Source organism: Priestia aryabhattai (assembly GCF_023715685.1).
GTDB classification, from domain to species: Bacteria; Bacillota; Bacilli; order Bacillales; family Bacillaceae_H; genus Priestia; species Priestia aryabhattai_B.
On the sequence record NZ_JAMBOQ010000008.1, the window covers coordinates 40687 to 65200 of the forward strand.

Here is a 24514-nt window from a genome sequence, read left to right on the forward strand (position 1 = left end):
CAATTATACTATAAGAGGAGAGTAGATTTTATGAGTACTTACACATTAACCGCTTTTGAAAAGTCAGGAGAAAAACTAGTAGATGAAAGTTTCGAAGCAGCTTCTGAGACAGAAGCAAAGGCTATCGGCACCAAAAAGTTAGAAGAGCTTTCCTATTTAGAAAAAACGCATCGATGCGTTAACTCTAGCGGAAAACTTGTATTATTTCATCGTTAATATAAAACGCCGGAAAGGTTTAGCTTTCCGGCGTTTTATATTACTTTACAGCTTCTTTTAGTTCTTTACCAGCTTTAAATGCCGGTACTTTTGATGCTGGAATTTGCATTTCTTCACCCGTTTGAGGGTTACGGCCTGTACGAGCAGCACGCTCGCGTACTTCAAATGTACCGAAGCCGATTAACTGAATTTTTTCACCTTCACCTAGCGTTGATGAAATTGTTTCTAATAGTGCGTCAACTGCTTTAGATGCATCTGCTTTTGTTAACTCTGATTTTGTTGCCACTGCGTTTACTAAATCTGTTTTGTTCATTTCCAATCACCTCATTAGTTTCTACATTATCTTGTGTTACCACTGTTTTGCAACTTTTAAACATGCTCTATCAATATGATAGACAAAAATATTGGCTTTTAAACTAGTTCACTTAATTTTCGGAAATATCTTTTTCACTTTGATTAAAAACAGGCGCTCGCTTTTCCAGAAACGCACGTACACCTTCCTTATGATCCGAACTTTGGCTCATAGCAAACTGACTTCTTTTCTCAAGCGCAAGCACTTGCTTTAATTGTAAAATAGATGTCTCCACATAAATTCGCTTTGTTTCCTTCAAAGCACGTGAAGGTTTTTTTAGCCAATATGAGAGATAATCTTCTACACGCTTCGCCAAATCTCCTTCTTTTATTTCATCAATTATGCCAAATTGATGAGCTTCCTCTGCTTTTAATGTCTTTCCTTCCCAAATCAGCTGTTTCGCACGATGAGAACCGATGCGCTTTTCTAGTAAAAAGTGACCGCCTCCATCTGGAATTAGAGCAATACCGATAAAGTTCATCGCAATTTTCGTATGTCTTTCTGCAATAATATAATCAGAAGCAAGCGCGATGCTGAGCCCTAACCCTGCAGCAGCACCGTGCAGTACACTTATAGTCATTTGAGGCAGGCTATACAAAGTCAGCACGGCTTCATTAATCAAGTCCATTACCTGCTCAAAACGTTCTGATTGTGAAGGTGACGTCATCATATTAATATCTCCGCCTGCTGAAAATACTTTTCCGTTTCCCTTTACTACTAAAAAGTCCGCTTCGCTTTCTTCCACAACTTTTAAACATTGAATAAACTGCTCTAGTACTTCTTCGTTCAATGCATTTAACGCATCCGGCCTGTTAAATGCAATTGTGGCAACACGCTCTTGCAAAACTAGCTCTACTACTTTTAATTCGACAGTCATATTACTCACCCTTTCTGATAATGATTGACGACTTGTTCACGAAGCGTACGTTTTAAAAACTTTCCTACTGTTGTCTTTGGGATTTTATCCATAAATAAAAATTCATCTGGAAGCCACCATTTTGCGAACTGCGGCGCTAAAAATTCGAGCAGCTCTTCTGACGAAACGACACCTTTATATACATCTTTTAACACGACACAAGCAACTGGACGCTCTTGCCACATCTTATGAGGGATTGCTATGACACAGGCTTCGAAAACAGCCTTATGAGCAATAAGCGCATTTTCTAGATCAACCGATGAAATCCATTCTCCTCCGCTTTTAATTAAATCTTTTGTTCAGTCTACGATTTTGATTGTTCCCTGATGGTACGGTTAACTGTACATTCATCATTAAGCGGCACCTCGCATCGTCATAATAAGAAAACGCTTACAACTTTTTTATATATTCAACAGATTCCGACATTTCCCTGCTGAAAATAAAAAAAGATCACTAATAAGTGACCTTTTTATTTACTAAACAATTCATCTAAAATCTTGAGTTTCTCTCGTGTGTAGTGCTCGAATCCATCGTTGTACGATTTTGGGTCTTTGGGATTCGCAAACCTTGTAATAATGTCTGTTTCTGGATGTACAAACTTACTAGATGCCCCGCATCCAAGGCCAATAATCGTCTGCTTTTCTTCCATAATCATGATATTGTACAGGCTCTCTTGACCAGGGAATGAATATCCAACGTTCTCTAAATTACCTAAAATATTTTTTTGGCGATATAAATAATAAGGCTCATACCCTTGTTCTTGAGTCCACTCAGTCGCTAAATCCATCATTTTACCAATTTCATAGCGATCTGCCACCTTGTATTTCCGTTTATTTTGAGTCATTTCAGACGCACGTTTAAACGATAGCGTATGAACAGTTAAAGATTCAGGAAGCAATTTTTTAGATTCATCTAGCGTATGCTGAAATTCTTCTACACCTTCATTTGGAAGCCCAATAATTAAGTCCATGTTAATGTTATTCATCCCCATCTTTCGAGAAAGATGAAATTTATCAATTGTTTCTTTTACTGTATGATGACGTCCAATAGCTTTTAAGGTTTCTTGAATATAAGACTGCGGATTTACACTAATACGATCAATATTCCATTTGTTCAAAACAGCTAGCTTCTCTTCCGTAATCGTATCGGGCCTTCCTGCTTCTACCGTAATTTCACGGATATTTTGTACATCCGGGAACGATTCATACATCTCTTCATACAGCATGTCCATTTCTTCAGCGGTAATGCTCGTTGGCGTGCCTCCGCCATAATAGACGGTTGTAATCTTGACGTTATTGTCTTTTAGCCATTTTCCTACTTCACGCATTTCGTAATGCAAGCCGCCTAAAAATGACGTAACGGATCCTTGACGACCGTTAATCGCATAAGCTGGAAATGTACAGTAGGCACACTTCGTCGGACAAAACGGAATACCTATATAAATGCTGACTTCGTTCTTTAACTCATGTAAATCGGGAATAGCTGCTAGTTGACGATCCACAATATGCTGCATTAAATTAATTTTGTCATCGGTGATTAAATATTCTTCCTTTAGCTCACGATGCGCTTGTTCTTTACTTTTGCCTGACTGCAGTTTCATATGAAGCAGCTTAGTCGGGCGAATACCAGTTAAAATACCCCATTTTTGAACAATGTTTGTATACTCCTGTAATACGGATAAGTAAACGCGAAGCACCACATTTTTTATTTGCTTAAATTTTTCTTTTTCTGTTTCATAAGGGGTAAATGATTTAGAAAGCTCTTCTGTAAACACCTTGTCCGTTTCAGCGTCATGCAGCACTGCTTTCGCATAAATTTCCTCATGAACTTTTAGCTCTATTTCAACCTTCAGCTGAGCTTCATTATCATCCTCAAAGGAAACGTTGCTTTCTTCAAAAAACAAATCTGAAATTCGGTGAAGCGGACGTAAAAAACGCTCATCTTCTATACCTTTTATATAAATGTTCAATATAATCACCTTTCAAATCAATTCTATCTAAGTAATCAGTTTACAAAACCTACGTATGTCCGGTCAAGATGCTCAGCTCAAGGGAATACGCGGACATGAAAGAAACAGAAAAAAAGCCACTTTTTCCAAGTAGCTTTTCATCCTTTATTTATTTTAAACGAAAGCTGTCAATTTGATGAAGATAACCAAGACGCTGCTGCTTTCTAAATAACTCTTTCACCATGTAGGCTACACCATTTTCGTTATTAGAACGAGTAACCCAATCCGCAAGCATTTTTAATTCTGTTGGCGAATTGCCCATCGCCACACCCATTCCCGCATGTTCAATCGTTTCTAAATCATCATAGCAATTTCCAATCGCTACTACATCTTCCATTGGTATCCCTAGACGATTTGCTACATAACGAACGCCGGCGGCTTTTGTGGCTCCTTTTGGTGTAATATAACATCTATTTTCATTTGGATACGAAAACCATTCAATATCCGGTACTGCACTAGCAATTGTTTGCTCGGCGTATTCTTTTTCTCTACGATCTGCAAAATACACTTCTATTTTCGGAGTAGAAACAGGTTCATCACGAAGCGTATCTCCTAATGAATCTACGAACTGCACGGGATAAAAGAGTGGTTCTCCCGTTTTTAACACACTTTTAGCTACAATATTATTAGGAAGCTTTACACGATTTCCAATTGAAAACCTTTCATGTAAAATGCGGACATGACAATTAAAATTCTCAAAAAGCTGAATGAGGTTAAATGTTTTTTCCTCGCTAATTCTCTTATCTAGTATCGGTTTGTCTATCGATGTTCCGATAAAGGCACCGCTATGAGTAATTAGCATTGCTGGATGAACTTTAAGTGACCGAGCAATTTTTTTAGCAGACGGGAAATGCCTGTTTGTTACTAACGTAACGTAAACACCTTTATTTTTCACAAATTGAATTGCGTCTTTCGTTTCTTTTGTAACGCGCCCTTGGCTATTTAAAATGGTTCCATCAATATTCAACGCTAGCAATCGATAAGCCATATGAGAACCCCTTCTTTCATAGATGTCTAATCCGTTAGGATACGGTTATAAATGACCTTTTCATGATAGTCGGCATGTGTAGCCTTGTTACTAAGCTTATGAGCAGAACTGCACAATTAGAAGAAATTTCCCCATAAAAAAAGAGGAAAAGATTTCTCTTTTCCTCTCTTCTCTATCTCTTATTCAGCCGCACCGTAAAGCTCTTCAAGTGGCTTCATGATAATTTTGTTTAATTCACCAATTACCATGCTCATACGTTGCTCAGCTTCCATTAGCTTCGCGATATTTTGATCCTGTTGAACGATTGCAACTGTTTGTTGAGCTTGCTGAACTTCTTCTTCAGTAATTTCTTGGCCCATCATTTGCTTTTGTTGCAGCTCCATTTGCATTGTACGGAAACGCTCAAATAATTGTTTTGAACCTTCATCAGCGTTTACTGCTGCATATAAGTTTTTTAAGTTTGTGTAATCATCGCTTTGGCGAATTGCTTTTTCTAAATCATTTGCTACATCATGTAAGTTTACAGACACGTTAAGTTCCTCCTAATTAAGTTCTATCATTTCTTGACTTCCCTAACTATAACAAATTATTATATAAAATTCAGCTTAAGACCTTTATTTTCTCAAAAAACGATAAATTCTCTTCACAGATTGGGCTAATTCCTCATAGTATATATCAGCATTCGCCTACTAAAGAAAAGAAAAAGAGGATTCGTTTATGAATACTTTTACCATTTCTCTAAAACCACTAGAGAAACATATGAGCAACGACATTTACATTAGTTCTGCTCTGTTCTCCCGTGTGAAGTGCAAGCACGAGTTTACGTTAACAGTAGGCTCCATCACGAAAGAAGTCAAAGCCACCGTTTTTCAACACCGAGAATGCTGTTTCATGATGTCAGAAGCTCTATTTACAGACTTTCGCTTTCCGTATGAAACGCATCAGCTGAGAGGCATTTACGAAGAGAACACGTTTAGGGTGGGACCCGTGATTAGCATCGTAACAGAAGTTCGAGAAGATGAAGAACCCTTTGGCTCCATTTCTGTATTTTGTAAGGAAATTGTTCAAGCTTGCAAGGAGTTAGGGTGTTTTTGCTATGTGAGCAAATTGAGCGACGTGAAGTCATTGTCTCCTAAAGGATATGTTTATCGTGCTGATCAATGGGTTTATTCAGACGTTCCCTTTCCGGAAATCGTACACAACCGGATTCATGCCAGGAAAACGGAGCAAACCGCTGATTTCCAAACCTTTAAAACATTTTTGAAAGAGCATGACGTTCCTTTTTTTAACGCACGCTACTTAAATAAATGGACGGTTTTTCAACAGCTTAAAGATGTCGTACACTTGCTTCCCTATTTGCCAAAAACGTATCAGCTTCGTTCACGTCAAGATCTTCTTGACGCTTTGGAACTTCATGACGATGTTTTTCTGAAGCCTGTTCATGGTAGCCAAGGAAAAAATATTTTTAAAATTTCAAAGAAAGAGAAGTATATTTTAGACTATACAACGTTTACGCAGACGTATGAAAAAGAATATGAATCTCTCTATGACTTATTTGAAACGCTTTATAGTCAATTAAAAAGGCAAGGATTTCTGATCCAAGAAGGAATTTCACTGCAGACATACAAACAGTGCCCTTTTGATTTCCGCATTCTCTGTCATAAAAAAGACGACTTGACGTGGAAAATCACGTCCATTGTCACACGTGTATCAAAACCCGGCAATTTCGTCTCAAACCTTGCCCGTGGAGGAGATATTCATCCTCCTCAGCAAGTTTTAACTCAGCTCTATGATTCAAAAACTATGCGCCATATCCTTTCACTTTTGAAGGAGATTGCGATTGAAATTTGCACACAGCTTTCTCATCCGTCTGAACTTTATGCAGAATTTGGTATTGATTTAGCGATTGATCAAGAAGGAAAGCCTTGGATTATTGAAGTAAATGTCAAACCTTCCAAACAATTAGCTTCAAGCGCTTTCTCTGTCCGTCCCTCAACAAAAGCACTGCTTGATTATTGTCTGCATGCAACGAATTTTCAATTTGCCAAGGAGGATTTACAATGATTTCATTAGGCTTTTTAACTATTCACCCACAGCAAGAAGTAGAGTACGTGACCGAAATTGCTAAACATGCTGCTGAGTTTTCGATTGAAATATACCGTTTCACCCCTTTTAACATTCATCCTAATACCGAAAAGATTGAAGGCTTCCGCTACGATTTACAACAAAAGAAATGGATAGAAGATTCATTCTTACTTCCTTCGTTTATTTACGATCGCTGCTTTTATCGAAAAGACTCGCTGTCTAAAAAGGCTCGCCCTATTGTAAACTGGCTTAAACAGCGGGACGATATTACATTTTTAGGTCATGGATTGCCCAATAAGCTAGATGTCTATGAAGTAATTAAAAAAGATAGCTATTTATCTTCATATATTCCTCCTACCACTCCAATCGAAAGTGTAGAGCAACTTGTTCAGCTGCTTCGCACAAACGATAGCCTAATGATTAAACCTGCCAACGGCTCACAAGGTAAAGGGATTGTAAAATTAAGACAGCGCGGGCGTGAAATTGAAGCTTCTTATCAACAAAATGACATTGTAAACACCATTATATTTTCCTCTTTTCAGGAGTTTAAGGACTGGTTTACGAAAACGACCCGTGATGCATTGTATATTGCTCAGCCCCATATTTCATTTTTCCCTTATGAACGCACTCCTTTTGATATAAGATTGCTATTACAAAAAGGAAACGATGGTACTTGGAAAGAAATTGGAAGAGGAATTAGACAAGGTGAACGGGACTCCATCGTAACAAATGTAAGCTCAAGAGCGTCTATTGTACGTTTTGAGAACTTGCTGCCTCGCATCCCTCGCGTTCATCGTCAATATGTAATGGATGAAATCAACACCATTTGTAAAACGATTCCGTCCGTTCTGGAAAATCATTTTCCTTCTCTTTTTGAATTAGGCATTGATTTATGTATCTCGAGAGACTTTAGCATCTGGATTCTAGATTTAAATTCGAAACCGGGAAGAAAAATAGTAATGGAGACAGCACCTGAACAAAAAGAAGTCATGTATAAAAATGTCCTGTCTTACTGCGTCTATTTAGCTAACACACTATCGTATCGTAAGGAGTAATGCTATGAAAAAAACTCTTACTCGCCTTGTTTTAGTAGAGCAGCTAGGCTGCGATCTTTCTGTTCCTGCATCTCTTTACAAAGACGCCTTGAAACAAGCAGCTTTTGGAACAATGACAGCTCCATGCCTTATACAACCTTCAGAACGTCAAGAAATTCAGATTTCAGCTGAGCTAATGACAAAACTGCAAATTCCTTTCGCCCATATGATGCACCCTATTATTGTGAATGAGACCATTCACTTAGGACCTTTAATTGGTGTGTTATCAGCTGGTTTTACCGGTTCTCTACTGCGACCAATTGGAAAGCGTTCCCTACACTTAGCTAAACTTCTTTCTACTGCAAGTATAACAGGGGGACTGCCTTTTATTTTTGGAACTCATCATATCAATTGGGAAAGCGGGACTATAAACGGCTATTTTTATGAAGAAAGCGGTTGGACACAGCATGAAATTCCGCTTCCCAACGTCGTATATAATCGTTTGCCAAATCGAAAAACAGAGGGGTTAGCTCCTTTTAAGTTCATTAAAGAAAAGATGATGACTGATTACGGCATTCCATTTTTTAATCCTGATTTTTTCAACAAGTGGGAAATTCATGAGCTTTTAAAAATGAACGAGCAGACAGCCTATTTGTTACCTTACACGGTTGAAAGCCCTTCGCGTGAGCAAATAAAAAAACTTCTGTTCCTTCATCAAACCGTTTATTTAAAACCGAAAAACGGAAGCTTAGGCCGCGGCATTTATACCCTATCTTTTAAGGATTCCATGTACACGCTGACTTACAAAGGAGAAAAAGGTCTTCATGTTCAAGAAAAAGAAACCTTAGAGAAGCTATTATCAGAATTTGAATATTTACTTACTAATCCTTCCTACATTGCTCAGCAAGGTATTTCACTGATCAAAAAAGAAAAGCGCTGTGTAGACTTTCGCGTGCATACGAATAAAGACGGGAATAACCAATGGGTGCTTACTGCTTTAGCTGCTAAAGTAGCCGGTCCCAACAGCATCACTACGCATCTTGATTACGGCGGAGAAATTGAAGCTACAGCCAAAATATTCACCAACCCTTCTTACAAAAAAGAAATTGAAAATAAGCTAAAAGAAGCCGCTATCTTAATTAGTCATGTGCTCGAACAGGAGTTGAACGGATTAATTGGAGAGCTTGGATTCGATTTTGGAGTGGATTATCAAGGAAACGTGTGGCTATTTGAAGCTAACTCTAAGCCCGGTCGCTCTATTTTTTCACATCCTTCCTTACGAAAAGCGGATCAACAAACTAGAAAACTTTCTCTAGAATATGCGATTTACTTATCTGGATACTATCTAAATACACCTGCAGGCATCAGCATATGATTACAATTTACTATCATAAAGAAAAGCAGCAGTGGTTTCATAATAACCCTTCAGCATCTTACACATGGGGAGTTCAAGAAATTGAACTTCCCTTTACTCAAAACATTTCTTCTACTCAAGCTTTTCTTCGTTTCCAAAGAGAAAAAGCGGGCCCTATTGTGGGAGTTTTAACGAACAAAGATGTTTTGGAAAAACTGAATATAAAACAGCGCCCTTTATTAGAACTCTTACATCATACCCTGCAAGAAAAAGGGGGGCTTCTGGCTTTATTCGCTGAAGAAACAATGTTTCACCACTTCTTTGAAGGATATTGTTTTGACGGTGCAAAGAAACAGTGGATCAAAACAACTTTGCCGCTGCCAAACGTTATATATAATCGTTATCCAGGAAGAAAATCAGAAACTAAGAAACTGAAATCTTTACACCAAAAGATAAAAAGCAGGCACATTCCCCTCTTTAATTCCGCTTTTTTTTCAAAATGGAAAGTGTATCAGTTATTTTCAAAACATCCACTATTATCTCCTCACCTGCCTAAAACCTATCTTTTAACGCCCGAAATAGATATTGCTACGCTGTTGCAAAAGCACTCTTCCCTTTATTTTAAGCCTATTAACAGCAGTAAAGGCGCTGGAATTTTTCGATTATCTTCCCATAAGCATACGATTATTTATCAAGATCATAAACGCAAAGAAGAATTTTCTTCTTTACAAGCAATTGACCTTCCCAGGTCTGCTTATCTCATTCAAGAAGCTATTGAGACGCAACCATTCAACGACCGGCGCTATGACTTACGTATTTTAGCGCATCACAAAGATAGTGGATATGTTATTAGCGGCGTCGGTATTCGACATAGTCCCTATCAATCCATTACAACACATACTTTAAACGGCGGAAGCATTTCACCTTTTCAAGATCTTGAAGATGAAATAGATACTTCCTTCCTCTCGTCTTTTGTAAATACGTGCGGGCAAGTCCTTCAACAGTCCTTCCCTCTAGTTGAAGAATTTTCTCTTGATATGGCAAAGTCAGCCCAAGGGCAGTATTATCTGTTTGAAGTGAATGCAAAACCAATGATTTTTGATGAAACAGACATTCAAACGCAAGGTGCTAAACACATATGCGACATATTTTACAAATTAACAAAATTTTTAGATTAAATGATTTTTCATCTCCTTTTCTCATGGTAAGCTTATAATAACTACTTGAGAAAGGAGATTTTCTTTATGGTTTCACATTTCCAGGTTAAACCACTGTATCAAAATAATCGAATGCCGGGCTGGCACATCTCGTTTTATATGAATCGGGTTTATTATGAGGCTGATTATTTAAAAGATGGACAAATTGTATGGAAAACTGCACTTTCTAGTCAAATAGATGAAACGCAATTAATTGATTATATTCATGAGCTTATGCTTTTTCACGTTTATGAATAGTAAGCTTTCACCGAAAGGACCGAGCACAGATGAAACAGCTGCACACACTACTTGGGGATAAAATGATTAAGGCTAAAATCCCTTCTCAATTTGAACGATACAAATGGTTTTCATATGATAAAGGCTTTATTGGAATTGAACACACGGCTCTATCTCAAAAAGAGCAGGCGTTACTTTCTGCTTTTTTAACCCCTTATGATGAGGAAGTTTCTTTGCTGACGCCAGAACAATTGTATTGGTCAAACCTGTTATTTGAAGCACCTGAAAAAGTCATTCACTCTCATCATACGCACCATTCTTTTCGCTTCACCCAGTTTTTAATTAAACGTTTGTTTGAACAAAAAATAGAGTTTGAAAATGCGCTTCACGCTTTGTATTCTACCTCCATTACTGTGTTGTGGATCGATAAACAATCAGGTGTCGTTATCGAAACCTTTGATGATCCTAATGACTTAACTGAAAATTTATCAGATTCTATCGAGGTGCTATGTCATGATTTTGAAACTTCGATTCAGTTCTTTGAAGGACAAATTCACTTTTTTCCGTCTTCACCTCAATTAATTTTTGAGCGTGAAAAGAAATGGTTTTATCAAATTAAGCATACAGTCGAACAAAAACATGTTATCCATTTTACCGACGTTTTACCCCATTTGGTTCTGCAAGAGTCTTCAGGGGCAATCCAAAATCATATGATCCATTTACTTGATTTAGTAAAAGATGACGGAGATCTTTTAGAAACGATTAAGGTTTATTTAGAATGCAATTTAAACGTATCTCTTGCTGCTAAGAAACTGTACATGCATCGCAACAGTTTGCAGTATAGAATTGAGAAATTTATTGATCGCACACACCTTGATATCAAACACTTCACAGGAGCTGTGTCTGCTTACTTAGCCATTCTTGCTTTAAAAAATTCGCAGGATGAAAAATAAAATGAAAGGGTTTTCGTAAATAGTGCACGAAAACTCTTTCTTTTTTTTGTGCATGTTTACCATTTACCGTTTCATTTAAAAAAATTACACTAGAGTTAAGAAAACGGTTTCACGGAGTACATACAAGGGGGAAATGGAAATGGCTGAATTACGTTTAGAACATATTTATAAAATGTATGATAAAGATGTGACGGCGGTAAAAGATTTTAACCTTCACATTCAAGATAAAGAATTTATTGTATTTGTTGGTCCTTCAGGCTGTGGGAAATCGACAACGCTTCGTATGGTTGCTGGGCTAGAGGAAATTTCAAAAGGCGATTTTTATATTGACAGCAAGCGTGTAAATGACGTTGCTCCAAAAGACCGCGATATTGCAATGGTATTCCAAAACTATGCATTGTATCCGCATATGAGCGTATATGACAACATGGCTTTTGGGTTAAAACTTCGTAAATTACCAAAAGATGAAATCGACCGCCGCGTAAAAGATGCCGCTCGTATTTTAGGGCTTGAGCAATACTTAGAGCGCAAGCCAAAAGCATTATCTGGAGGACAGCGTCAGCGTGTAGCTCTAGGTCGTGCAATCGTTCGTGATGCTAAGGTCTTCTTAATGGACGAACCTTTATCAAACTTAGACGCGAAATTACGTGTACAAATGCGTTCTGAAATTGCGAAACTTCACCAGCGTTTGGGTACAACGACAATTTACGTAACACATGACCAAACCGAAGCAATGACAATGGCTTCTCGTCTCGTTGTTATGAAAGATGGTATTATCCAGCAGGTTGGTACACCAAAAGAAGTATATGAAAAACCTGAAAATGTATTTGTAGGCGGGTTTATTGGTTCTCCTGCTATGAACTTCTTAACAGGAACGTTAAAAGACGGAAAGGTTCAAGTAGGAGATTCCCTTCTTGCAGTTCCGGAAGGCAAAATGAAAATACTTCGTGACCAAGGATATTTAAACAAACAAATTATTTTAGGCATCCGTCCTGAAGATTTCCATGATGAGCCTGTATTTATTGAATCTTCACCTGGCACAAAAGTTACAATCAAAGTCGATGTATCCGAGTTAATGGGGGCTGAAACTATGCTTTATTCTAAACTTGGCGGACAAGATTTTGTAGCACGCGTGGATTCAAGAACAGATATTAAACCGCTTCAATCTCTAGACTTAGCATTAGATATGAACAAAGCGCATTTCTTTGATGCAGAATCAGAACAGCGCATCCGTGCTGAGCACGAATAAAAAAAGACCTCTAGGGGTCTTTTTTTATTCCTGTATTTGCTTCAATTCTTCACTATGACAAGCAGAGCAGTAAAAGAGATGAATACATTGATGATTTGCTAAATCACTAGGATACCCATTTTCTACTTTTAACTGATCGATTTCCATATAAGCACTGTAATCATCAAAATAGTCGCTGACTTTTCCCATATCCCCCAGCACTTCTCCACATGTTTTGCACGTCATTTGTACATCACTAAACCCATTACATAAGGAACAAATCGACATCCGCACACCTCGCTTTACCTGATCAATATGTACCTATAATATGCACGGAATAAAACTCTCTTACTCTTTATCAGACTCCATATAAATTTTCTATAAATTACCAAAAACTTTCTATGTATATGTTTTTTTGCCTTTCGCCATAATACTAGTAACAACCGAGCACAACAGCTCGCAAACATTGAGTTACGCCGCGGTAGGCAAGCAGATCTAATCGATGCATCTGCTCGGCTGGTTCAACTCCAGCTAACTCAACCATTACAATCTATTTTATCTAACGAGGAGATGAATACACATGGCAAATTATCAAAACGCATCAAACAGAAATTCATCAAACAAGTTAGTAGCGCCTGGTGCTCAAGCTGCTATCGATCAAATGAAGTTCGAAATCGCTAGTGAGTTTGGTGTAAACTTAGGACCAGATGCAACAGCTCGTGCGAACGGATCTGTTGGTGGCGAAATCACAAAACGTTTAGTACAATTAGCTGAGCAAAACTTAGGCGGCAAGTACTAATATTAACTAATTTCATATTATGGCTTTAGCGCTCCAAGATCTCTTGGAGCGCTTTCTAGTTTCTTTTAATCAGCTTCCTCTTTCTTACTCGCAAATGATTTTACGGAAACTTTGCGAATACGTCGATTTTCTACTTCCTTAACGGTAAACAGAATCTCTTCATATGAGAAAAAGTCTCCTTTAGCAGGAATATGATCAAACTGCTCATATATCCATCCCCCTAAGGTATGGCAAGTACTGTCAGGAGAACTAACCGCTACATAGGTTAAAAATTCATCAATAGGGATGTCGGCGTTAAATTCGTACTCCTTTTCCCCTATCTGCTGTACATACTTAACAGCTTCATCATGTTCATCCCAAATCTCTCCTACAATTTCTTCTAATATATCTTCTAAGGTAACAAGACCGGCCGTTCCACCAAACTCATCAACTACAATTGCCATGTGCACCTTACTTTTTTGGAGCTCTGGCAATAGAACAGATATTTTCATGGATTCTACCACAAAAATAGGTTGTCTCAACAAATCGCGAATAGAAATCTCTTTTCCTTGGACTAAACAAGTTAAAAATTCTCTTTCTGATAAAATGCCAATAATATTATCAATATGATCTTCGTATACAGGGACTCTCGAATATCTCTCCTTAAGAAACATTTGACAAATCGAATCAATATCGGCATTTACGTCAACAGCTGTGACATCAATTCTAGGTTTTAAAATTTGCCCCACCACAATGTCATTAAAATTGAGTGAACGGTGAACCAGCTCTTTTTCAATATTATTAATTGTCCCTTCTTCTTCACTTAAATCTACCATCACTTTAATTTCATCTTCTGTAATGGTTGGTGTAGGAGCAGACGCTAATAAGTGAGAAGCTCCTTTTTTTACCTGTAAAAATAAGAAGGAAATCGGGGTTAATAATTTAATAATAATAAATAACAATGATGAAATCATCAGCGCAAAAGATTCGGCATGCTCTTTCGCCAGCGACTTCGGCAAGACTTCACCAAAAATCAAAATGATGATGGTCATAGCGATGATACTAATCACAAGTGCTAGGTTTCCTTTAAACACATCGAGGGCAATTTTAGCTGCCAAAGAAGACGCAGCAATGTTTACGGCAACATTGCCTACTAAAATTGTCGACAGCGTCTGCTCAAAGTGTTCAGCAATCTGCAGCGCTTTTTTACTTCCTCGATATTTTTTCTCAGCGTAATGTTTTAAACGAATTTTATTTACACTTGAAAAAGCTGTCTCAGCAGATGAAAAAAAAGCTGATAACACAAGCAAAACGACTAATATCATCATTTGATTCAGAGGCAAGTCTCCCAAAAGACATTCACTCTCCTATTTTTTTGATTTTTCTGTCTTTTTATCATATCAAATTTTTTTGTTGTTGAATATTTCATTCATCAACTTTGTATTACTTTATGCCGCGTATGCTTTTTATTATGAATAAGTATGCAGATTGTATATCCTAAAGAATAGATACTATCTTTTATAGAGGGGTGTAGCCAATGAAAATTTTACTATTAGGCTCTACAGGACGAGTTGGACAGTCTTTATTAAAAATGATGCTAAAAGATGAAAACGAAGTTACTGTACTTGTCAGAGACCGTAATAAGCTAAAGGTTAGTCATCCAAACCTACATATCTTACAAGGAGATGTACTTCATCAAGAAAATATCAACTTTGCCCTCAAGCACCAAGACATCGTAGTCAGCGCGTTAAATACAGATGGAGCAGAGACGATTTCAAAAAGTATGCCGCTTATTATAAACAGCATGAAGCATTACGGCGTTCATCGTATTCTTACTATTGGAACTGCAGGCACCTTACAATCACGAACAGAACCAGAAAAGTATCGTTTTCAATCAAATGAATCAAAGCGTAAAACTACTAGAGCAGCAGAAGATCATTTAAAAGGATACTTACGCTTGAAGGAAAGTGACCTAAACTGGACTGTTATATGCCCAACATACTTGCCTGATGGTGAAATAACAGGCACGTACCGAGTGGAAAAAGATATTTTACCTGCAGATGCCGTTAAAATTTCAACGGGAGATACCGCTCACTTTACTTACCATGAGATATGGGCTCAAAAATTTTCCAAATGCCGCGTTGGAATTGCCTATTAAAAAATAAGGAGAACTTTTCGTTTTCAAAACGAGAAGTTCTACATCCAAAAAATACCAATAATAGCTAATCCACCTAGAACAAAACCTCCTATTTGACCAACGAGAGCCGGTGTCCAAACAGGCTTTCCTTTTTCTAATGTGCTAATATCACGCTTCATTTGATAAATTTTTTCTTTTAAATCTTCAATCTGGCCGTGCAGCGCTTGAATCTGACGATCTTGGTCATTTATCCACTATCTTTTCCCTTTTTTATTTTTATCATATGCGTAAAAAGGTAAAGCTTTACTTTTCGGCATCACTTTTTCTAAATGATAAAAACTCCTTTCCCCGTCTTTAGGATAAAAAAATCTTGCCTTCTCATAATAAAAAAGAATATAGTCCTTAGTCACTGTTGAAAGGAGAACATGATGATAAAACTTGTATTGATTCGGCATGGACAAAGCGTATGGAATCTTGAAAATAAATTTACTGGCTGGACGGATGTAGACCTTTCTAAAAGTGGATTACAAGAAGCGCGAGAAGCTGGAAAAGTATTGAAGAAAAACGAGTATGAGTTCGATATTGCCTATACTTCTGTTTTAAAACGATCCATTCGCACTCTGTGGATTATCTTACATCAAATGGACTTCATGTGGATTCCTGTATACAAATCTTGGAGATTGAATGAACGACACTACGGAGCTCTTCAAGGCTTGAACAAAGAAGAAACCGCAAAAAAATTTGGTGAAGAGCAAGTTCATTTGTGGAGAAGATCGATGAACAAACGCCCTCCTGCTTTAGAGACAACAGATATTCGCTATGAAGCTTCCAACCCTAAGTATAAGGACTTAAGTAAGGGGCAATTTCCTGTAACTGAAAACTTAGCTGATACAGAAAAGCGAGTTCTTGAATACTGGGACGAAACCATTGCTCCTTCTATTAAAGCTGGCAAAAAAGTCATTATTTCCGCTCACGGTAATACGATTAGAGCTCTGATGCAGTATTTGGATAACATTTCACCTGATGGCATTGCGAACTTAAATATTCCGACAAGCGTGCCGCTTGTTTATGAGCTTGATGATAGTTTAAAGCCCATTAGACATTATTATTTAGGCATCGATGGAGAGATTCCTACACATATTCATTCTTCATAAAAAACGTGCCTAGATTGTAGGCACGTTTTTTTATGTGTTTGAACGAAAGTGTTTTCTATATGCCCAATGGTTAGTAGGACCGTGTCCGGAACCAATTTCAAGCGTATGCTTAATCGCGTAGTGAACAAAATCTGAAGCGATTTGGACCGCTTCAACCACGCTTTTACCTTTTGCTAGTTCAGCAGTGACGCAAGCGGCAAACGTGCATCCCGTTCCGTGCGTATGCTTTGTATTCATCTTTTCATGCTTGATTTCAACGTACGTATGACCATCATACACTAAATCAATCATATCTTGATGAGATTGGTCGTGTCCGCCTTTAATCACCACATGCTTTACACCTAGCTCATGCATCTGTTTTGCCGCTTCTTTTCTGTCTTCAATCGTTTGGATTTCTTTACCCGTGATGACTTCCGCCTCTGGTATGTTCGGTGTAATAACTTCACAAAGAGGCAATAATTCTTTTAGAGCCTGTACAGCTTCTCTCTGAAGAAGCGACTGACCGCCTTTTGCAATCATAACGGGATCGACTACAACGTTTTGCAGTCCGTACTGTTTGATTTTACGAGCCACTGCGTAAATAATATCAGCACTGAACAACATGCCTGTCTTAACTGCATTAGGAAATAAGTCAGTGGCAATCGAATCCAACTGCGTTTCAACTGCTTCTACTTCTAAAGGATAAACTCCTTGTACACCGACTGTATTTTGTGCAGTCACAGCTGTAATCACAGACATACCAAAAACGTCACGCTCTTGAAATGCTTTTAAATCAGCTTGAATTCCTGCTCCTCCACCGCTGTCTGATCCAGCAATGGTTAATGCTTTTGGTACTGTCATGCTTGAAACCTCCATCTCTTTCTTACCCAATATACCGATGATAAAGCGACTTTGCCTCTACTATATCGTTTGTTCCATGGACAAAGACGCGCCCATCTTGAAACATCACTAAACGGTAATCATCTACATAAAAAGAAAGTAGATACGGATTTTGTTCAATTTTATATCCTTTTTCTTTTAATCGTTCACCTAAAGGCTGCAGCGGCTGCTTGGCTGATTTGCCCGGACGAATTTGCACCGTGTTTCTTCCGCATAGCACGGCTGTTTTCGTTTGATTTTCATATTGTAAAAAGGGATACGTTTGTTCACTACCGCATGAGCGGCAAGCAGATTTGCGAAACACGTTCACATTGATGCTCGTATACTCATTTTTCCATACGTCAAACGAAACAAGTTCCCTCCTAAGCGCATTCCAGTCTCCAACTAATATTTTTAACACTTCTGTTACTTGATGAGCGACTACCATTTGTACAGCAGGACTAATGATTCCCACTGTATCACATGTTAATCCTCCAAGCGGTACAGATTCAAGCAAACAGGATAAACACGGTGTTTCACTTGGTATGATGGTATAACTAATTCCATAACTTCCTACACATGCTCCGTAAATCCAAGGAATATCATATTTTTGTGATAAATCATTCATTACAAGACGTGTGTCAAAATTATCGGTTGCATCAATCATAACATCTACCCCCTCAACAAGCTGTTCTAAAACTTGAGGGGTACCGTCTGCTACGTGCGCTTCTACTTTTACATCATGATTAATATCTTGAAGCCGTTTTTTAGCGGCAATTGCTTTTGGGATTCTTTTATCAGCATCTTTTTCACTATACAATTGTTGCCGCTGAAGGTTGCTCCACTCTACATAGTCCCGGTCAATGAGCGTTATTTTCTTTACACCCGCTCGCGCAAGGGCCTCGGCGTTCCCTGTTCCAAGAGCACCTGCTCCTACAATCAGAACATGCTTTTCTTGAATTTGCTGCTGTCCGCCTTTTCCAATAGGTTGAAACAATTCTTGGCGGGAATAACGATTAATCAACCGATACTCATCCCTTCTGTTGGACTGCTTGCCGTTGCATATTGTTTCTTTTCAATGCGTCCTGCTTCAAATGCTGCTCGTCCTGCTTCAATCGCTAGTTTCATAGCACGAGCCATTTTCACAGGATCTTTTGCTCCTGAAACAGCTGTATTTAATAACACACCATCTGCTCCTAGCTCCATAGCTTGAGCTGCATCTGAAGCCGTTCCAATACCTGCATCTACAATTACTGGAACATTTGATTGTTCAATGATAAAACGCATGTTCAACGGGTTAATAATGCCTTGACCTGAACCGATAGGCGAAGCTCCTGGCATAATAGCATGTACGCCTAAATCTTCCAAACGGCGCGCAAGTAAAACATCATCTGATGTGTAAGGTAAAACAGTAAAGCCCTCTTTTAACAGTTCTTCACTGGCTTTTAATGTTTCAACTGGATCAGGAAGTAGCGTTTTATCACATCCAATTACTTCTACTTTCACCATGTCACAAAGTCCAGAAGCCTTTGCTAATTTAGCAATACGTACCGCCTCTTCTGCATTTTTTGCTCCAGCAGTGTTAGGCAAAAGAGTGAAACGCTTCACATCAAGCGCTTCTAATAAATTAGGCTGGTTTTGATCAAAAATATCCATTCGTCTAACAGCAAATGTTAAAATTTCTGTTTCCGACTCTTCTACCGCTTGACGCTGAGTCGTAAAGTCCGGAAATTTCCCTGTTCCTAATAATAAACGTGAATTAAATGTATATTGTCCAATTTTTAACATAATCTTCATCCTCCTCCGACAAATGAAACAACTTCTAATGTATCTCCATCTTTTAAGCTTGCATCGCTATGTTCTTCTTTTTGCAAAATGTTCTTGTTTAACTCAACAATTACAACTCGCTCATGCAGGTTCTGAGCCTGTAACAGGTGCTCGACTGTTTCAATTTCATCTCCGACAGTGACGGTCTTACCATTAATAATTAGATTCAATGAACTCCCTCCATTGCTCTCCTTAGCTGAAATGATGTAAAAAATGAATGATTCGGACTTTTCCCTAACAAAGCATCAGCCATAATTTGTCCGGTTGCAGCACTTAATAAAATACCGTTTCGGTAGTGGCCAAACGCCATGTGGAGATTTGCTACCTCAGGATGCTCTCCTAAATAAGGCCAACCATCATTTGTTTGTGGACGAAGACCTGCCCATGCTTTTTCAAATGTTGCTTCTTTGATAGCCGGCAGGAGCGTAACGGCTTTATTTAGCAAAAATTGAATACCCTGTGCAGAAACCGTCTTGGTAAAATCATGCTGTAGCTTAGTTGCCCCGATTACGATTCTTCCGCCTGCTTTAGGCACTAAATAAAAACCTTCATCTAAAAAAATCGTTTTAGAAAGCAGCGGCTTATGACTTTGAAGAGCAATACACTCTCCTTTTACAGGAAACACCTGCCCTAAATGTTCAGAAGAAATAAAGCGTTTAGCCCATGAGCCTGCTGCAATAACTACTTTTTCTCCATAAAAAAATCCTTTAGACGTCTGTACACCTTTTACTGTTTCATTCTCCATAATAAGAGAATGAACGTCACAGTATTCGAATACATCTGCTCCGTGATACAAGGCTCCATGAGCAAGAGCTTGCGTTAACTTAACCGGAGCTAGCTGACCGTCTCCGGGTATTGTAATTGCTCCGTGTATGTCTGGAGAGAGACCCGGTTCTAACAAGCGCGCTTCTTTTACATCGATCCATCTTACATGTTCATCCCATCGATGATGCTGAGCGGCTTTTTTCTTTAATACGTGTGCATCTTCTTCTGTTACAGCCACTTTTAATAAGCCTTTTTGAATAAGCTCTACGTCGATTGCCGTTTTTTCTTTTAGTTCCTTAACCAGTTCAGGAAACATGCTTCTGCTCCTAATAGCTAAGTCTAAAAGAGGACCTTCTTCATCAATTTCAGCTTGAGCGCCTAAAATACCAGCGGCTGCACTTGAAGCTTCACAACCGATTTGATTGCGCTCAAGAATGGCTACTGACGCTCCTTGTTTTGACAAATGATAAGCAATAGAAGAGCTGATTATGCCTCCTCCGATTAACAGTACATCATAATGCTTCTTCATTTTCTCCACCTCCAGATGTCCATATATGAGAATATTGTTTGATCGCTTTGAGCGGATCTTGCGCAAGCATGACACCAGACATCACAGCTATACCGTGTGCTCCTGTTTGAAGTACCTCTGCGGCATTTACAGGTGTAATTCCTCCAATGGCAATAACCGGTATTTGCACAGCGTCTACTACTTCTTTTAGTGCTGCTATCCCTCGACCTTTTAATCCTTTTTTTGAATGAGTTGAATAAATATGTCCGTATAGAATGTAGTGAGCACCATCTTTTTCAGCTTCTAGGGCTTCTTCCACGGAGTGAACTGATTTTCCGACAATAAGAGAAGGAAATGCGTCTATAACAAACGAAACGTCTAAGCTATGATAGGCAAGCTGTACTCCCTTTGCTTTTAAAGCATGTGCTACATCAACTCGATCATTTACAATAATTTTAGAGTGACAAAATGGCAGGCTTTCTAGTAAACATTGAATCTGCTTTGCCGTTTTCTTTTTTTCTCTAATATGAACAGCGCCCGCAAAAGGCGCAATAGCTGTTAAAATTTCCTGAAGCTCTTCGATTGGCTGCTTATCTGTTGTAATGACATGAAATTTAGGAATATCCACATGATCGAAACCTTTCCATTCAGAATAAAGAGAAATTTCAATCACTTCATCTTGTGCAGAGGGCTTTATTACATACAAAGAACCACTCTACAACGTAGAGTGGTTAGCATGTATTGTTATGTAAACATGATCGCCACTTCCCTACGCTGGTCCAAACCAGATCAGGTTCAAAGGGTCCGAAATACATTCGTCTCAGCTCCAAAGAGCTCCCCTAGTGATTGCTATTTATTGATTTTGTTTTTGCACTTAAAATTATAACACAACTAGATGTAAATACAATATCCCTTTGTGTTCTTACAGCTCTCTTCCTTTTATATATGTATTTTTTAAGCCTCTTTATGTAAGAGGCCCGACGCATCGCACCATTCTGCTTTTTATATGGTTAGTAATCAGTATAGTCGTCAAATTCTTCTTTGTCTTTTTCCTTTTTCCGATCCCATATAAACAGCAGGAGTAACATAATAAAAGTTAGAATATAAAAACCGTAAAAAATAAATGCCGCCACAACATTTATAAATAAAAATAAAAAACCGATGATTTGACCTGCAACAGCCACAATCAACAAAATGTATTTCCAAACTTCTGCTTTTCTATCCATTCTATACTTCTCCGTCTTTTTGTTTTTCCCTACTAGAAACGTTCTCTTTACTTAAATAAAAACGTTCCTGCCAGTAAACCGACTGTAAATAAACCAATTGTTCCAAATGCTGAAATCCCCACGTACGCCAACATTTTCCGATAAGATTTTTCTCGAATTAACTGCACGGTTTCCACACTAAACGTTGAAAAAGTGGTAAAGGCACCCAAAAAGCCAATGCCAATCATTAAAAATATTGAATCATCATAAGCATGACTCGGAACCTTTCCATAATAACTGCCGTAAAAAAGACCAAGCCCAAACGCACCGAGCAAGTTTACAAACAGCATTGATACTGGAAAAGGAGGGTTTGAAACTGTTTTTGTAACTTTTAAACCCAAAAGATAACGGCATATTCCTCCAGCTGCCCCGCCAAGTGCCAAGCTCACTATGCTCATTTACTTCACCTCATGTAATTTCACTAAATTTTCCCCTGCCGCTTCACCGCATAGATAGCCTGCTAAAGCAAGAAGAACCCCACCTACTAAAGAGACAATGACATAAATAGCTCCACCAAATAAATGGTGCTGAGTGAGAGAAATGACGTCTCCTGCAAACGTTGAATACGTTGTAAAACCGCCGCACACGCCAACACCTAGACCAAGCTTTATCCATTCTTTTGGCTTTTTCCACGCAAAAAATCCTGTTAATAGGCCTAATATGAAGCTTCCTAATAGGTTTTCAATTACCGTTCCTATTGGATATCCCGTATATAATAAGGAAAGATTCAGCAAATAGCGTGCATATGTACCAGCGATAGCACCAAAGGCAATTGAGATTAAATTTATGGCTTTCATCATATCGCTCCGTTTCATAAATTCTTCTTTAAGTGTACCATAAGGAATTTATTTCTACCTTAACATTTAACTATATGTTTATTGCACCAAAAGTCATGAAAAAATGAAAGAGAAAATCGTCGCATGAAACTTCCTTTTTACTCCTTAAATCTTCCTTAAAAATCCACTTAATCCAAATTTAAAAATCTTTCTGTATCCTGATGACAAACGGTGTATAGAAGGTATATTTCCCTTAGTTTAAGTCACATTAATCGTATAAGTTTTTTTTGTTGACTTTTGCTGTGTTCTTGTTTAGTATCACAGAGTATCATTTCCTATAAGAATACTAGGGGGTTTAGAAAATGAAGAAATTTGCTGCACTTTTGTCGCTACTATTAGCTTTCACAGTTGTGCTTGCCGCATGCGGTTCTAGCTCAAAAAATGAAGCAAACAATGGAGACAATAAGTCTTCACAAGAAGATTTATACAATAAAGTGAAAAAAGATGGCGTATTAACAATTGGAACTGAAGGTACATACCCTCCGTTCACTTTTCATGATGACAAACAAAAGCTAACTGGGTTTGATGTAGAATTGGCTCAAGAAGTGGCTAAACGTCTTGGCGTAAAAGCTGAGTTCAAAGAAACACAGTGGGATGGCATGTTTGCTGGATTAGATGCTAAACGCTTTGACATGATTGCTAATGAAGTTGGTATTCGAGAAGATCGTCAAAAAAAATACGATTTCTCTGACCCATACATCCAGTCAGGCGCTGTATTAATTGTTCGTAAAGACGAAAAAGATATCAAATCATTTAAAGATTTAAAAGGAAAAAAGTCAGCACAGTCATTAACAAGTAACTACAAAGACATGGCTCAATCTTACGGTGCAAACATTACGAGTGCCGAAGGTTTTGCTCAAGCCGTAGAACTAATGAGCGCAAAACGTGTTGATGCTACAATCAACGATAAATTATCGTTCCTTGACTATAAGAAAAAGCACCCTAACGCACCTATCAAAATCGCGGATGAGAAGTCCGATGGTGCTGCAAGCGGCTTTATGTTTAGAAAAGACAGCGGTAAGTTAGTGGATGAAGTAAATAAAGCATTAAAAGATATGAAAAAAGACGGAACATACGCAAAAATTTCCAAGAAATGGTTTGGCGAAGATGTTTCTCCTAAATAATATTATTCCTGATGGAGAGCGATTGAATCAATTGATTTCAATCGCTCAATCATCTCTCTTACCAATGCTAAAGGGAGCTATTCAATATTCTATTCCACTAACATTAATTACGTTTGTACTTGGTATTATTTTAGCTGTTTTGACAGCCTTAGCTCGTTTATCATCTATAAAAATTTTAAATATAATTGCGCGCATCTATGTATCAATTATTCGCGGTACACCGCTGCTTGTGCAATTATTTATTATTTTCTACGGATTACCTAACTTAGATATAACGATTGATCCATTTATCTCTGCTATTATTGGATTTTCATTAAGTGTAGGCGCTTATGCATCTGAAATTATCCGAGCAGCGATTCAATCTATTCCTAAGGGACAGTGGGAAGCTGGGTACTCACTTGGTATGACCTATTCCCAAGCATTAAGACGGATTATCTTACCGCAAGCAGCACGTGTATCGATTCCGCCATTATCTAACTCTTTTATTAGTCTTATTAAAGATACGTCACTTGCATCGCTTATTCTTGTTTCTGAGATGTTCCGTAAAGCTCAAGAAATTGCTTCAACTAACTATGAGTTTTTACTTCTTTATAGTGAAGCAGCGCTTTTGTACTGGATTATGTGTACAATCTTATCCATTATCCAAGGACGCATTGAGATAAGACTAGATCGTTACGTATCTAAATAACCGTTTC

Annotated in this window: 29 protein-coding genes, 1 pseudogene and 1 riboswitch; of the genes and pseudogenes, 13 read left to right on the forward strand and 17 right to left on the reverse strand. The window is 38.1% G+C overall.

The window, feature by feature from the left end:
- The first annotated feature begins 30 nt into the window (after positions 1-30).
- Positions 31-216 carry a YhzD family protein gene (locus M3225_RS24560; protein WP_251398881.1) on the forward strand — a complete coding sequence of 62 codons (186 nt, stop codon included), beginning with the start codon at positions 31-33 and terminating at the stop codon, positions 214-216.
- A gap of 40 nt (positions 217-256) precedes the next feature.
- Here M3225_RS24560 and M3225_RS24565 read toward each other — a convergent pair whose 3' ends face one another.
- The 6 genes and pseudogenes from M3225_RS24565 to M3225_RS24590 all read right to left on the reverse strand — a co-directional run bounded on the left by M3225_RS24565 (position 257) and on the right by M3225_RS24590 (position 5010).
- Positions 257-529 carry an HU family DNA-binding protein gene (locus tag M3225_RS24565; protein ID WP_013055305.1) on the reverse strand — a complete coding sequence of 91 codons (273 nt, stop codon included), beginning with the start codon at positions 527-529 and terminating at the stop codon, positions 257-259.
- A gap of 112 nt (positions 530-641) precedes the next feature.
- Positions 642-1445 (reverse strand): enoyl-CoA hydratase, encoded by an 804-nt coding sequence (locus M3225_RS24570; RefSeq protein ID WP_251398883.1) that lies wholly within the window; start codon positions 1443-1445, stop codon positions 642-644.
- A gap of 5 nt (positions 1446-1450) precedes the next feature.
- A pseudogene (locus M3225_RS24575) lies at positions 1451-1810 on the reverse strand (AMP-binding enzyme); the annotation flags it as partial.
- A gap of 143 nt (positions 1811-1953) precedes the next feature.
- Complete coding sequence (locus M3225_RS24580) at positions 1954-3453, reverse strand: coproporphyrinogen III oxidase (RefSeq protein ID WP_251398885.1); 1500 nt, start codon at positions 3451-3453, stop codon at positions 1954-1956.
- Between the two features lie 148 nt (positions 3454-3601).
- Positions 3602-4480, reverse strand: coding sequence for a Cof-type HAD-IIB family hydrolase (locus M3225_RS24585; RefSeq protein ID WP_013055300.1), 879 nt, complete (start codon positions 4478-4480; stop codon positions 3602-3604).
- A 179-nt stretch (positions 4481-4659) separates the two neighbouring features.
- Positions 4660-5010, reverse strand: coding sequence for a YlbF family regulator (locus M3225_RS24590; RefSeq protein WP_251398887.1), 351 nt, complete (start codon positions 5008-5010; stop codon positions 4660-4662).
- Positions 5011-5197: 187 nt separating this feature from the next.
- On the opposite strand from M3225_RS24590, the gene M3225_RS24595 reads away from it, so the two are divergent.
- From M3225_RS24595 to M3225_RS24625, 7 genes are all read left to right on the forward strand, one after another.
- Entirely contained in the window at positions 5198-6544 is a 1347-nt protein-coding gene (locus M3225_RS24595; RefSeq protein ID WP_251398890.1) for a YheC/YheD family endospore coat-associated protein, read from the forward strand.
- Positions 6541-7620: a YheC/YheD family endospore coat-associated protein gene (locus M3225_RS24600; protein WP_251398892.1), complete on the forward strand. Its 1080-nt coding sequence runs from the start codon at positions 6541-6543 to the stop codon at positions 7618-7620. Before M3225_RS24595 ends, M3225_RS24600 begins: the two co-directional genes overlap by 4 nt.
- Before the next feature lie 4 nt (positions 7621-7624).
- Positions 7625-8974 (forward strand): YheC/YheD family endospore coat-associated protein, encoded by a 1350-nt coding sequence (locus M3225_RS24605; protein ID WP_251398894.1) that lies wholly within the window; start codon positions 7625-7627, stop codon positions 8972-8974.
- On the forward strand, positions 8971-10131 hold the full coding sequence (locus M3225_RS24610; RefSeq protein WP_251398897.1) for a YheC/YheD family endospore coat-associated protein: 1161 nt from the start codon (positions 8971-8973) through the stop codon (positions 10129-10131). Before M3225_RS24605 ends, M3225_RS24610 begins: the two co-directional genes overlap by 4 nt.
- A 66-nt stretch (positions 10132-10197) precedes the next feature.
- Positions 10198-10407 (forward strand): YheE family protein, encoded by a 210-nt coding sequence (locus tag M3225_RS24615; protein WP_251398900.1) that lies wholly within the window; start codon positions 10198-10200, stop codon positions 10405-10407.
- 29 nt (positions 10408-10436) lie between these two features.
- Positions 10437-11339, forward strand: a complete 903-nt coding sequence (locus M3225_RS24620) for a PucR family transcriptional regulator (RefSeq protein ID WP_251398903.1) — start codon at positions 10437-10439, stop codon at positions 11337-11339.
- 139 nt (positions 11340-11478) lie between these two features.
- On the forward strand, positions 11479-12588 hold the full coding sequence (locus M3225_RS24625; protein WP_251398906.1) for an ABC transporter ATP-binding protein: 1110 nt from the start codon (positions 11479-11481) through the stop codon (positions 12586-12588).
- A gap of 24 nt (positions 12589-12612) precedes the next feature.
- Here the strand turns inward: M3225_RS24625 and M3225_RS24630 are convergent, their stop codons facing one another.
- Complete coding sequence (locus M3225_RS24630) at positions 12613-12855, reverse strand: hypothetical protein (protein ID WP_251398909.1); 243 nt, start codon at positions 12853-12855, stop codon at positions 12613-12615.
- A 292-nt stretch (positions 12856-13147) separates the two neighbouring features.
- On the opposite strand from M3225_RS24630, the gene M3225_RS24635 reads away from it, so the two are divergent.
- Entirely contained in the window at positions 13148-13366 is a 219-nt protein-coding gene (locus M3225_RS24635) for an alpha/beta-type small acid-soluble spore protein (RefSeq protein WP_013055290.1), read from the forward strand.
- Positions 13367-13431: 65 nt separating this feature from the next.
- On the opposite strand, the gene M3225_RS24640 is transcribed toward M3225_RS24635, so the two are convergent.
- The gene (locus M3225_RS24640; RefSeq protein WP_251398911.1) at positions 13432-14697 is read right to left on the reverse strand and encodes a hemolysin family protein; all 1266 of its coding nucleotides are present in this window, start codon (positions 14695-14697) and stop codon (positions 13432-13434) included.
- A gap of 185 nt (positions 14698-14882) precedes the next feature.
- On the opposite strand from M3225_RS24640, the gene M3225_RS24645 reads away from it, so the two are divergent.
- Both M3225_RS24645 and gpmA read left to right on the forward strand, forming a co-directional pair.
- The gene (locus M3225_RS24645) at positions 14883-15503 is read left to right on the forward strand and encodes an NAD(P)-dependent oxidoreductase (RefSeq protein ID WP_251398914.1); all 621 of its coding nucleotides are present in this window, start codon (positions 14883-14885) and stop codon (positions 15501-15503) included.
- A gap of 407 nt (positions 15504-15910) precedes the next feature.
- Complete coding sequence (gene gpmA, locus M3225_RS24650) at positions 15911-16636, forward strand: 2,3-diphosphoglycerate-dependent phosphoglycerate mutase (RefSeq protein ID WP_251398917.1); 726 nt, start codon at positions 15911-15913, stop codon at positions 16634-16636.
- A 30-nt stretch (positions 16637-16666) separates the two neighbouring features.
- On the opposite strand, the gene thiD is transcribed toward gpmA, so the two are convergent.
- The 9 genes from thiD to M3225_RS24695 all read right to left on the reverse strand — a co-directional run bounded on the left by thiD (position 16667) and on the right by M3225_RS24695 (position 22656).
- Positions 16667-17476, reverse strand: coding sequence for a bifunctional hydroxymethylpyrimidine kinase/phosphomethylpyrimidine kinase (gene thiD, locus M3225_RS24655; protein WP_251398920.1), 810 nt, complete (start codon positions 17474-17476; stop codon positions 16667-16669).
- Between the two features lie 22 nt (positions 17477-17498).
- Entirely contained in the window at positions 17499-18518 is a 1020-nt protein-coding gene (locus M3225_RS24660) for a thiazole biosynthesis adenylyltransferase ThiF (RefSeq protein WP_251398923.1), read from the reverse strand.
- On the reverse strand, positions 18515-19282 hold the full coding sequence (locus tag M3225_RS24665; RefSeq protein ID WP_251398927.1) for a thiazole synthase: 768 nt from the start codon (positions 19280-19282) through the stop codon (positions 18515-18517). The genes M3225_RS24660 and M3225_RS24665 overlap by 4 nt, the downstream gene beginning before the upstream one ends.
- 5 nt (positions 19283-19287) lie before the next feature.
- Positions 19288-19491, reverse strand: a complete 204-nt coding sequence (thiS, locus tag M3225_RS24670; RefSeq protein ID WP_014461698.1) for a sulfur carrier protein ThiS — start codon at positions 19489-19491, stop codon at positions 19288-19290.
- Positions 19488-20615: a glycine oxidase ThiO gene (gene thiO, locus M3225_RS24675; RefSeq protein WP_251398930.1), complete on the reverse strand. Its 1128-nt coding sequence runs from the start codon at positions 20613-20615 to the stop codon at positions 19488-19490. The genes thiS and thiO overlap by 4 nt, the downstream gene beginning before the upstream one ends.
- The gene (locus M3225_RS24680) at positions 20599-21222 is read right to left on the reverse strand and encodes a thiamine phosphate synthase (protein WP_251399149.1); all 624 of its coding nucleotides are present in this window, start codon (positions 21220-21222) and stop codon (positions 20599-20601) included. The genes thiO and M3225_RS24680 overlap by 17 nt, the downstream gene beginning before the upstream one ends.
- A 121-nt stretch (positions 21223-21343) precedes the next feature.
- Positions 21344-21445: riboswitch (TPP riboswitch) on the reverse strand.
- A gap of 159 nt (positions 21446-21604) precedes the next feature.
- Positions 21605-21820 (reverse strand): hypothetical protein, encoded by a 216-nt coding sequence (locus M3225_RS24685; protein WP_013055279.1) that lies wholly within the window; start codon positions 21818-21820, stop codon positions 21605-21607.
- 47 nt (positions 21821-21867) lie between these two features.
- Positions 21868-22257, reverse strand: a complete 390-nt coding sequence (crcB, locus tag M3225_RS24690; RefSeq protein WP_251398933.1) for a fluoride efflux transporter CrcB — start codon at positions 22255-22257, stop codon at positions 21868-21870.
- Positions 22258-22656: a fluoride efflux transporter FluC gene (locus M3225_RS24695; protein WP_251398937.1), complete on the reverse strand. Its 399-nt coding sequence runs from the start codon at positions 22654-22656 to the stop codon at positions 22258-22260.
- Positions 22657-22997: 341 nt separating this feature from the next.
- On the opposite strand from M3225_RS24695, the gene M3225_RS24700 reads away from it, so the two are divergent.
- Positions 22998-23819 carry an amino acid ABC transporter substrate-binding protein gene (locus M3225_RS24700; protein WP_251398940.1) on the forward strand — a complete coding sequence of 274 codons (822 nt, stop codon included), beginning with the start codon at positions 22998-23000 and terminating at the stop codon, positions 23817-23819.
- On the forward strand, positions 23803-24507 hold the full coding sequence (locus M3225_RS24705) for an amino acid ABC transporter permease (protein ID WP_251398943.1): 705 nt from the start codon (positions 23803-23805) through the stop codon (positions 24505-24507). The genes M3225_RS24700 and M3225_RS24705 overlap by 17 nt, the downstream gene beginning before the upstream one ends.
- Positions 24508-24514: the final 7 nt, after the last annotated feature.